Origin of the sequence: Streptomyces siamensis (assembly GCF_039543605.1) — a bacterium.
In the GTDB taxonomy this organism is placed as follows: Bacteria; Actinomycetota; Actinomycetes; order Streptomycetales; family Streptomycetaceae; genus Streptomyces; species Streptomyces siamensis.
Genome location: NZ_BAABKB010000048.1, coordinates 56,607 through 67,374, shown reverse-complemented (window position 1 = coordinate 67,374; position 10,768 = coordinate 56,607). Strand labels below are relative to the sequence as shown.

The following is a 10,768-nucleotide window of genomic DNA, read 5'->3' as shown; positions in this document are numbered from 1 at the left end:
CGCAATGACGCCGAACTCCGCCACCTCCGCTCCCAGCCGGAGAAGCTTCCTCGCCTCCACGGCGGTCGCCGCGGCCGCCGTGGCCGGCGGCATGCCGCTGCTCACCGCCTGCGGCGGGCAGGACGGCAACAAGGAGGGCACGACCTCCGGCAAGGACGCCCGGAAGATCCTTCCGGCCTTCGTGGCGTCGAGCGTCGTGACGCCCGACATTCCGGCGAAGAACGGTTCGGCGGCGGGGTTCACCCAGGCGATCGCCCTGGACGGGCTGAAGTCGTCGGTGCCGAAGAAGCTCGGCAGCGGCGGCAAGCTGAAGGTCATGGCGCCCCTGTGGGGCACCCCGCCGTCCAACGGCAACGCCTACTACAAGGCCATGAACGAGGCCGTCGGCGTCGACGTGACCTGGCAGAACCAGGACGGCAACACCTACGACGAGAAGCTGGGCGCGGTCCTCGCCTCCAGCGACATCCCGGACATGGTGGTCGTCCCGGGCTGGAACCTGATGGGCAAGATCCCCAGCGCCGTCAACGCCAAGTTCGCCGACCTCGGCCCGTACCTGTCGGGCGACAAGGTCAAGGACTACCCGAACCTCGCGGCCGTCCCCACCGACGCCTGGCAGCGCGCCATCTTCGGCGGGAAGCTCCGCGCGATCCCGATGCCCGCCTCGTACGTCAACAACATCGCGCCCTTCTACCGCAAGGACCTCTTCGCCAAGAAGGGGTACCAACTCCCCAAGAGCGCGGACGAGTTCCTGTCCTGGGCCAAGGACGCGACGAGCGCCAGGGCGAAGGTGTGGGCCTGCGACGACCTGAAGTGGACCGCCTTCAACATGTTCGGGGTGCTGTCCGGCAGCGACAAGGCGCTGTGGTGGAACCTCGACGGCGGCAAGCTGATCAACCGCATCGAGACCGACGAGTACCTCGAAGCCCTGGAGTGGACCCGCAAGCTCTACGCGGCGGGCGTGGTGCACCCCGACGCCAAGGCCGTCAAGGGCGACGCGTCCAACCGGTTCGGCGCCGGGCAGGTGCTCGTCTTCAACGGCGACCTTTCCTACTGGTACGGCAAGACCGCCGAACAGCGCACACAGAACGCCGACTTCGAGATGGCCGCGTTCGACATCTTCGGCCACGACGGCGGCGACCCCACCCTGTGGGCCGTCCAGCCCGCCAACATCTTCACCTTCGTCAACAAGAAGGCGTCCGAGCAGCAGATCAAGGACTTCCTCGCGCTGGCCAACTTCTGTGCCGCCCCCTTCGGCACCAAGGAGCGCATGCTCACCGACTACGGCGTCGAGGGTGCCGACTTCGAGCTCAAGAAGGGGCTGCCCACCAAGACCACGCAGGGCACCAACGAGGTCAACGGCGCCTACGACTACACCGGCGACCCGGCCGCCTACCTCGCCCACCCCGACCTGCCCGAGATCGCCAGGCTCCAGGTCGAGTGGCAGCAGCGCATGGGCGCCTTCACCAAGAAGTCGTCCTTCTACGGCCTGACCGTCACCGAACCCAACCGGTGGACCAACCTCGCCAACGACTTCGAGCAGCTCGAGGACGACATCGTGCGCGGCCGCAAGAAGATCGCCGACATGCAGCAGGCGGTCTCCGACTGGAAGCAGAAGGGCGGCGACGGCCTGCGCGCCTGGTACAAGAAGCTGCTCGACGACAACGGCTCCGCGGCCAAGTGACCCAGGGCTGAGGCAAGGAGGAGGCCGTGTCGCACAGCACGGTGCCCCGGAGCAGGGCCGAGGCGAAGACGGGCGGGCGGACGCCGGGCGGGGACACGCCCGGCGGGAGCGCCGGGAAGGCGGCCGCGAGACGTGCGGCGAGGCGGGCGGGGCGGCGTACCGGCCGGCTGGATCTGCGGCTGCGGTTCCGACGCGACCGCACCCTGATCCTGATGACGCTGCCGGCGGTCGCGCTGGTCCTCGTCTTCACCTACATACCGGTGCTCGGCAACGTCGTCGCCTTCCAGGACTACGACCCGTACCTGAGCGACAACGGCTTCGTCGCCATGCTCCAGAGCCCCTGGGTCGGCTTCGAGAACTTCCAGCGGATCTTCGAGGACTCGGCGTTCTGGCACGCGGTGCAGAACACCTTCGTGCTCTTCTTCCTCCAGCTGGTGCTCTACTTCCCGATCCCGATCCTGCTCGCGCTGCTCATCAACAGCGTGGTCAGGCCCCGGGTCCGGGCGGTCGCCCAGGCGATCATGTACCTTCCGCACTTCTTCTCGTGGGTCCTCGTCGTCACCGTCTTCCAGCAGATCTTCGGCGGCGCGGGCATCATCGCGCAGACCCTGCGCCAGCACGGACACAAGGGCATCGACCTGATGACCGACCCGGGGATCTTCAAGTTCCTGGTGACGGCGGAGGGCGTCTGGAAGGACGCGGGCTGGGGCATCATCGTCTTCCTCGCCGCCCTCTCGTCCGTGTCGAACGACCTGTACGAGGCCGCCGCGATGGACGGCGCCGGACGATGGCGGCGGATGTGGCACGTCACGCTGCCCGCGCTGCGCCCGGTGATCGCCCTGCTGCTGGTGCTCCGCGTCGGCGACGCGCTGACGGTCGGGTTCGAGCAACTGCTGCTCCAGCGCGACTCCGTGGGCCCCGGGGCCTCCGAGGTCCTCGACACCTACGTGTGGTGGAACGGCATCCGCAACCAGGACTTCGGGTACGCCGCTGCCGCCGGCCTCGTCAAGGGCGTCGTGGGCCTCGGACTCGTCCTGACCGCCAACAAGGTCGCCCATCTCATGGGTGAGCAGGGGGTGTACAAGAAATGACCGCCGTCATCGACAAGTCCGCCGTCAGGCCCGCCCGCCCGCCGGGCCGGTGGGCGGCGCCGCCCCGGCCGCCCTGGGAGGAGGAACCGAGCAGGGCCGGGATCGCGGGCAAGGGGCTCGCCCTCACGCTCGCCGCCCTCGCGATCCTCTTCCCGCTGTGGATCGTCATCGTCACGAGCCTGCAGTCGAAGAAGACCATCGACGCCGCCGGAGGCCTGGTGGTGATCCCCAAGGGCGTCACCTTCATCGCCTACCAGGAGCTGCTCGGCGGCGGCCAGGTGCAACGGGCCGCCCTGGTCAGCCTCGGGGTGACACTGGTCGGCACCCTCTTCAGCATGGCCGTCTCGGTCCTGTGCGCGTACGGACTGTCGCGCATCGGCTCGCTCGGTCACCGCTGGCTGCTGATGCTGCTGCTCGCCACCATGTTCTTCGGCGCGGGACTCATCCCCACCTATCTGCTGGTGCAGGCGCTCGGTCTCACCGACACCTACCTCGCGCTGATCCTTCCGAGCGCGGTCAGCGTCTTCAACATCCTGGTACTGCGCGCGTTCTTCATGGGCATCTCGCCGGAACTGGTCGACAGCGCACGCATCGACGGCGCGGGCGACTGGCGCATTCTCTGGAAGATCGTGATGCCGTTGTCGCGGGCCGTGCTCGCGGTGATCTCCCTCTTCTACGCGGTCGGGTACTGGAGCGCCTGGTTCAACGCCTCCATCTACCTCACCGACCAGGACATGATGCCGTTGCAGAACGTCATGATCCAGCTGGTGCAGAAGCAGGAGCGGCCGGTCGGTCTCGCGACCCAGGTGAACACCGGGCAACTGTCACCGCTCGCCATCCAGATGGCCGTCATGGTGCTGGCGCTGCTGCCCGTCGCCGTCCTCTCGCCCTTCGTCCAGCGGCACTTCAAGAAGGGGATGCTCACCGGGGCCGTGAAGGGCTGACCTGGGGTCCGCCCGCTCTGCTTCGCTTCGTGGTTCCGGCCCGGCCGGTCCGCTTCGACCGCTCTCCTTCGGTTCGCCGCTCCGGTCGGTCCGGTCCGTCCGTTCTGCTCGTTGCTCCGGCCGGTTCGGTACGTCGGCCGTGGGTGGTCCGGTCGTCCTTCCGGCGCGGGTGCGTCGTGGCCGGTCGCGCAGTTCCCCGCGCCCCTGACGGTGCTGCCCTTGCCGCCCTTGATCGGTGCCTTCCATGTCTCTTCTCCTCCTTCACGAACGAGGTGTGTCATGCGTACGCCCCGACCGGGCAGACGAGTTGTGCTTGCCGGAAGTGCCGCCGCGGCTGTGGTCGCCGCCATGCCCGGCGTCGCCGCGGCGACGCCGGGCGGTCCGACGGACGGAGCCGACGCGGACCCGGCGCCGTACCGCTGGCGCAACGTCGTCGTCGGCGGCACAGGCTTCGTCACCGGTGTCCTCTTCCACCCCGCCGTACCCGGTCTCGCCTACGCCCGCACCGACATCGGCGGCGCCTACCGCTGGGACGACCGGGCGGCCCGCTGGACGCCGCTGACCGACCACCTCGGCTGGGACGACTGGAACCTGCTCGGCGTGGAGGCACTGGCCGTCGACCCCGCCCACCCGGACCGCCTGTACCTCGCCGTCGGCACCTACGCGCAGTCCTGGGCGGGCAACGGCGCCGTCCTGCGCTCCGAGGACCGCGGCAGCACCTGGGCGCGCACCGACCTGTCCGTGAAACTCGGCGCCAACGAGGACGGGCGCGGCACGGGAGAACGCCTCCTCGTCGATCCTCGCGACAGCTCCGTCCTGTGGCTGGGCACCCGGCACGACGGGCTGCTCAGGTCCACCGACCGGGGGGCCACCTGGTCCGCCGCGACCGGTTTCCCGGCAAAGGCGAGCCCCACCGGACAGGGCGTCACGTTCCTCGCCGCGGCCGGGCGCACCGTCTACGCCGGCTGGGGCGACGGCGACGGCACCCCGGGCACGCCGAACCTCTACCGCACGGCCGACGGCACCCGCTGGGAAGCCGTCCCCGGTCAGCCCGCCGGCAGCTCCGCCAGGATCCCGCTCCGCGCCGCGTACGACCCGCACACACGGGAGCTGTACGTGACGTACGGCGACGCGCCCGGCCCCAACGGCCAGACCGACGGCAGCGTGCACAAGCTGCGCACCGCCACCGGAACATGGACCGAGGTGACCCCCGTCCGGCCGGGCGGCACCACGGCCGACGGCTCGGCGGACACGTTCGCCTACGGCGGGATCGCGGCCGACGTCCGCAGGGCGGGCACGGCCGTGGTGTCCACCAACAACCGCTGGGCGGACGGCGACACCGTGTTCCGGACCACCGACGGCGGCCGTACCTGGACCTCCCTGAAGGACACGGCCGTCCTCGACGTGTCCGAGACCCCCTACCTCAAGTGGGGTGGTGACTCCCCCAAGTTCGGCTGGTGGATCCAGGCGGTGGCCGTCGACCCGTACGACTCCGGGCATGTCGTGTACGGCACCGGAGCGACCCTCTACGCCACCCGCGACCTCAGGCACTGGGCGCCGCAGATCCGGGGCCTGGAGGAGTCGGCCGTGCGCCTGCTGATCTCGCCCCCGTCCGGCGCGGCGCATCTGATCAGCGGAGTCGGGGACATCGGCGTCCTCCACCACGAGCGGCTCACGGCGTCCCCCTCGCGCGGCATGGCCACGAACCCCGTGTCCGGCACGGCGACGGGACTGGCACAGGCCGCGGCAGAGCCGTCGTACGTCGTCCGCACGGGCTGGGGCGACAACGGAAACGGCGCCCATTCCCACGACGGAGGGCGGACCTGGACACCCTTCCCGGCGCAGCCCGCCCTCGGCAAGGACGCGCCGGGGCCGATCGCCGTCAGCGCCGACGGCGGCGTCCTGCTGTGGTCCTTCGTCCACTGGGACGGCACCAAGTACGCGGCGCACCGCTCGACGGACGGCGGCGCCACCTGGGCCGAGGTCCCCTCCTTCCCGAAGGGCGCCACGCCGGTCGCCGACCCGGTGGACCCGACCGTGTTCTACGCGTACGACACGGACACGGGAACGCTGTACACGAGCACGGACGGCGGCAGCTCCTTCGGTGCCCGCGCCGGCGGACTGCCTTCCGGGGACGACCAGTTCAGGCTGGCCGCGGCGCCGGGACGCATCGGCGACCTGTGGCTGAGCCTGAAGTGGAACGGGCTGTACCGCTCCACCGACGGCGGCACGGCCTTCGACAAGGTGACCAGCTGCTGGGCCTCGTACACCCTCGGCTTCGGAAAGGCGGCCGACGGCGCGGACTACCCCGCCCTCTACCAGGTCGGCTCGACCGGGCCGGGCACCGCGGTCCTCCGCTCCGACGACACCGCCCGGACCTGGATCCGGATCAACGACGACGCCCACCAGTGGGGCTGGACCGGTGAGGTCGTCACCGGCGACCCCCGTATCCACGGCCGCGTGTACCTCGGCACCAACGGCCGGGGCATCCAGTACGGAGACCCGGTCTGATGCGCGCACACCAGCGGCCGAGCCTCGCCGACGCGACCCGCGGCCGCATCCTCTTCGGAGGCGACCACAACCCCGAGCAGTGGCCCGAAGAAACCTGGCACGAGGACGTCCGCCTCATGAAGGAGGCCGCCGTCAACTCCGTCACCCTCGGCGTCTTCTCCTGGGCGAAGCTCGAACCACGTCCCGGGGCACGCGAGTTCGGCTGGCTCGACCGGCTGATGGACCTGATGCACGACCACGGCGTCGGCGTCGTCCTCGCCACCCCCACCTCCTCGCCCTCGCCGTGGATGGGCCGCCTGCACCCCGAGACCCTGCCCCGCGACGCGGAGGGCCGCACCGAATGGTGGGGCTCCCGCCAGCACTTCTCGCACTCCAGCGCCGTCTACCGCAGATACGCCGCCGCCATCACGGACGACCTGGCCGCCCGGTACGCGGGCCACCCGGCCCTCACGATGTGGCACATCAACAACGAGTACTGCACCTACGACTACGGCGACGAGGCGGCCGCCGCCTTCCGTCGCTGGCTCCAGGACAGATACCAGACCCTCGACGCCCTCAACCACGCCTGGGGCACGGCCTTCTGGGGCCAGGGCTACGACCGGTGGAGCGAGATCCTCCCGCCCCGCCACGCCCACTACATGAAGAACCCGACGCAGGTGCTCGACTTCCGCCGCTTCACCTCCGACATGCTGCTGGAGTGCTTCGTCGCCGAGCGGGACATCGTCCGCCGGCACACCCCGCACATCCCGGTCACCAGCAACTTCATGCCCCTGTGGGCGGGACAGGACGCGTGGCGGTGGGCCCGGGAGGAGGACGTCGTCTCGGTCGATCTCTATCCCGACCCGCGCGACCCCCTCGGCGCCCAGTACGGGGCGCTCGTCCAGGACATGACGCGCTCCCAGGCGGCGGGCGGCCCCTGGATGCTCATGGAGCAGGCGGCCGGAGCGGTCAACTGGCGCGGCGTCAACCACCCGAGGCCGCGCGGCCTCAACCGGCTGTGGTCCCTCCAGGCCGTGGCGCGCGGCGCCGACGCCGTCTGCTACTTCCAGTGGCGCCAGTCCCGGCAGGGCGCCGAGAAGTTCCACTCGGCGATGGTCGGCCACGCGGGGGAGCGGGGGCGCACCTTCCAGGAGGTCAGGCAGCTCGGCGCCGAACTCGCCGTGATCGGCCCGGAGGTGGCGGGCACCCGCATCACCGCCGACGTCGCCGTGCTGCACGACTGGAACTCCTGGTGGGCGGGGGAACACGACGGCCGCCTCTCCCAGGAGGTCGACTACCCCGAGGTCCTGCGGGCCTGGCACCGCGCCCTGTGGGAGGCACACCTCACCACGGACTTCGCGCACCCCGAGCAGGACCTGTCCGCGTACCGGCTCGTCGTCGCCCCGCAGCCCTACCTGCTCACGGACGCCGCGATCGACAACCTCCTCGCCCACGTACGCGACGGCGGCACCCTCGTCTGCGGCTTCCTCGCCGGTGTCGCCGACGAGGACGACCGGGTCCGGCCCGGCGGCATGGACGCCCGGCTCCGCGAGCTCTTCGGCATCCGCACGCTGCACGAGTGGTGGCCGCTGGACGCGGGGGAGAGCGCCGAGTGCGACGGCTTTCGCGGGACGCTGTGGTCCGAGGAGCTGGAGGCCGAGGACGACGCGGTCGTCGAGGCCGGGTACAAGGGCGGCGAACTGGACGGGCTGCCCGCGGTGCTGCGCAGGGGCACGGCCTGGTACCTCTCCACCCTGCCCGAACCCGACGCGCTGCGGGCCCTGCTGACCGGCGTCGCGGACCGTGCCGGCCTGCGCCCGGTGCTCGAAGGCCTTCCGGACGGAGTCGAGGCCGTCCGGCGCGGCGCGCTGCTGTTCCTGCTCAACCACCGGCCCGACGCGGTCACGGTCGAGGTGCCGGGCCGCCATCGGGACCTGCTCACCGGCGACCTTGTGACCGGCTCGGTGCTGCTGGAGCGCCACGGAGCGGTGGTGCTCCAGCCATGACCGGCCCCACCCGTGACAGCAGCGGGTCCGCGATCGGCCGCACGCGCGACAGCAGTGGGTCCGCGATCGGCCGCACGCGCGACAGCAGTGGGTCCGCGCACGGCTCGGGCCATGGTGCCCGGCGGACCAGCGGGCGCGACGGCGACCCGGCCTCCTCCGTGCCCGGGACGAGCGACCGCACCGGGCCCGTCCACGGCACCTGGGAGCCGCTGCCCGCCGCCCGCTGGGAGGACGCCTTCCTGAGCGGGAACGGCACACACGGCGCCATGGTGTTCGGGGATCCGAACGCCGACCGGATCATCGTCAACCATCACCGCCTGGTCAGGCCGAACGGCAGCGCGGACGCCCGGCCCCCGGCGCTCGCCGACCGTCTCACGGAGCTTCAGGACCGCTTGCTGGCCGGAGACGTCACGGCCGGGGAGGACTTCACCGACGGGCGCCCGCTGCTGTGGGTGCAGCCCTTCCACCCCGCCTTCCAGGTGCGGCTGCGCCGCCCGGCCGCGCGGTGGCAGGCCTACCGGCGCGAGGCCGACTTCACCACCGGCGTCGTCGGCGCCGTGTGCGGCGGCTGGCGCAGCGACGTCTTCGTCTCCCGCGCCGACGACGTCGTCGTCCAGTACGTCACCGACACGGACCTCACCGTCGACGTGACCCTGGACCACCGGCTGCCCGGGGCCCCCGCAGGCCTCGCGGTGGGGCACGGCACGGTCCTGACCGGCGAGGGCGCCGTACTCACCCTGCGGGCCCGCTACCCCGACAGCGACCGCGCGTACACCGGGGTGACGCTCGTCGTCGTCTCCGGCGGCCGGACCCGGACCGCGCTGCCCGGCGTCCGGATCGAGGGCGCCCGCTCGGTCCTCCTGCTGACGCGGGTGAGGCGGCACACGGGTGAACTGGACGCGGCGGCGGAGGCCCGCGCGCTGCGCGACCTGCTGCTCCCGGACGAGAGCCACGACGATCCGGAGCGGCCCGACGATCGGGACCGGGACGGGCGCCGGGACCAGGTCCGCCACGGGGACGGGGAGCGCGACCGGGACCGGGATCAAGTCCGCCACGGGCGCCGTGACCAGGACCGGCACCGGACGGAAGATGCCGCGCCGGACGGCGGTGACGCGTACGCCCGGCTGCTCGCCCGCCACATCGCGCTGCACCGCCCCGCCTACCGGCGGGTCACGCTGGACCTGCGCGCCGACCCCGCCGAACGCGCCCTGCAGGGCTCGGAGCTGATCCGCCGCCCCGAAAGCCCCGCTCTCCTGGAGCGGCTCTTCGCGGCCGGCCGCCACCACCTGCTGTCCGCGGCCGGCACCCTGCCGCCCCGACTGACCGGGCTGTGGACGGGCGACTGGGACACCGCCTGGTCCGGGGCGTTCACCACGGACGCCAACCTCAACCTCCAGACCGCGTCGGCGGCAGCGGCGGCGCTCCCGGAGGTCACCGAGGCGCATGCCGCACTGATCCACGCCCAGATCCCCCAGTGGCGCGACAACGCGCGCGCCGTGTACGGCACCCGGGGCGTCGTCGCTCCCGCACACACCGACGGCGAGTCCGGCCACCTCTACCACCTCAGCCGCGAGTACCCGCTGCACGTGTGGACCGCCGGCGCCGACTGGCTCCTCAAGCCGCTCGTCGACCACGACGAGACACGCGGCGCCCGCGACCCCCGCCTGGCCGCGGCACTCGCCGAAGTGGCCCTCTTCTACGAGGACTTCCTCACCCGCAGCGACGACGACGGCCGGATCGTGATCGTCCCGTCGTACTCCCCGGAGAACCGGCCCGCGAACGCCGGCTGGATCACCGTCAACTCCGCCATGGACCTCTCCGCGGCCCGCCACGCACTGCGCACCGCCGCCGACTACCACCCCGGACCCGCCGCCGAACGCTGGCGCGCGCTCGCCGACCGGCTGCCGCCGCACCGCGTCAACGCCGACGGCGCGCTGGCCGAATGGGCCCGGCCCGGCCTCGACGACAGCTACGACCACCGGCACCTCAGCCACCTCTACGGGGTCTGGCCGCTCGACGAGATCACCCCGTACGACACCCCCGGACTCGCCGCGGCGGCCCGCCGGGCCCTCGAACTGCGCGGCTCCGAGAACGACTCCGCGCACGGGCACCTCCACCACGCCCTGGTGGCCGCCCGCCTCGGGGACGCCGGCCGAGTGACCCGGGCGCTGCACGAGGTCCTCGGCGGGGACTTCTTCCACGTCTCCCTGATGAGCGGGCACTACCCGAAGCGGCACGTCTACAACGCCGACGCCGCGCACACCCTGCCGGCCGTGCTCATCGAGGCACTGATCCAGTCCACCCCGCGGCGGCTCGTCCTGTTCCCCGCGCTCCCCGCCACGCTCCCCGCGGGTGAACTCCGCGGCATCCGCACGAGGTTCGGGGCCGAGGTCGACCTCGCCTGGAGCCCCGCGGGAGCGACGGCGCTGGTGAGACCGGGCCGTTCCTGCCGCGTCGACCTCAGGACTTCCACCGGCGCGCGACCGTTCTCCTTGAGCGCCGGCGAAGACTGCGTCCTCACCCTGGGGCCGCAGTGACCGAGTGAATCCGCAGTTC

6 protein-coding genes are annotated in these 10,768 nt (G+C 71.9%); all 6 read left to right on the top strand.

All coding sequences use genetic code 11. The features are described 5' to 3' along the window. Positions 1-4 precede the first annotated feature (4 nt). The 6 genes from ABEB03_RS43070 (at position 5) to ABEB03_RS43045 (ending at position 10,749) form a co-directional block, all read left to right on the top strand. A complete protein-coding gene (locus ABEB03_RS43070) occupies positions 5-1,681 on the top strand; it encodes an extracellular solute-binding protein (RefSeq protein ID WP_345658552.1) in 1,677 nt (558 codons plus the stop codon). A 26-nt stretch (positions 1,682-1,707) separates the two neighbouring features. Further along, positions 1,708-2,772, top strand: a complete 1,065-nt coding sequence (locus ABEB03_RS43065) for an ABC transporter permease (RefSeq protein WP_345658551.1) — start codon at positions 1,708-1,710, stop codon at positions 2,770-2,772. Further along, entirely contained in the window at positions 2,769-3,716 is a 948-nt protein-coding gene (locus tag ABEB03_RS43060) for a carbohydrate ABC transporter permease (protein ID WP_345658550.1), read from the top strand. Before ABEB03_RS43065 ends, ABEB03_RS43060 begins: the two co-directional genes overlap by 4 nt. A 279-nt stretch (positions 3,717-3,995) precedes the next feature. After that, positions 3,996-6,227, top strand: a complete 2,232-nt coding sequence (locus ABEB03_RS43055; RefSeq protein ID WP_345658549.1) for a 1,4-beta-glucanase — start codon at positions 3,996-3,998, stop codon at positions 6,225-6,227. Next, on the top strand, positions 6,227-8,212 hold the full coding sequence (locus ABEB03_RS43050; protein ID WP_345658548.1) for a beta-galactosidase: 1,986 nt from the start codon (positions 6,227-6,229) through the stop codon (positions 8,210-8,212). The genes ABEB03_RS43055 and ABEB03_RS43050 overlap by 1 nt, the downstream gene beginning before the upstream one ends. Further along, positions 8,209-10,749 carry a glycosyl hydrolase family 95 catalytic domain-containing protein gene (locus tag ABEB03_RS43045; protein WP_345658547.1) on the top strand — a complete coding sequence of 847 codons (2,541 nt, stop codon included), beginning with the start codon at positions 8,209-8,211 and terminating at the stop codon, positions 10,747-10,749. Before ABEB03_RS43050 ends, ABEB03_RS43045 begins: the two co-directional genes overlap by 4 nt. Positions 10,750-10,768: the final 19 nt, after the last annotated feature.

Bases quoted from the DNA above. Each gene is read 5' to 3' on its own strand.
- ABEB03_RS43070 (WP_345658552.1), top strand. From the start codon at position 5: ATGACGCCGAACTCCGCCACCTCCGCTCCCAGCCGGAGAAGCTTCCTC.
- ABEB03_RS43060 (WP_345658550.1), top strand. From the start codon at position 2,769: ATGACCGCCGTCATCGACAAGTCCGCCGTCAGGCCCGCCCGCCCGCCG.
- ABEB03_RS43055 (WP_345658549.1), top strand. From the start codon at position 3,996: ATGCGTACGCCCCGACCGGGCAGACGAGTTGTGCTTGCCGGAAGTGCC.
- ABEB03_RS43050 (WP_345658548.1), top strand. From the start codon at position 6,227: ATGCGCGCACACCAGCGGCCGAGCCTCGCCGACGCGACCCGCGGCCGC.
- ABEB03_RS43045 (WP_345658547.1), top strand. From the start codon at position 8,209: ATGACCGGCCCCACCCGTGACAGCAGCGGGTCCGCGATCGGCCGCACG.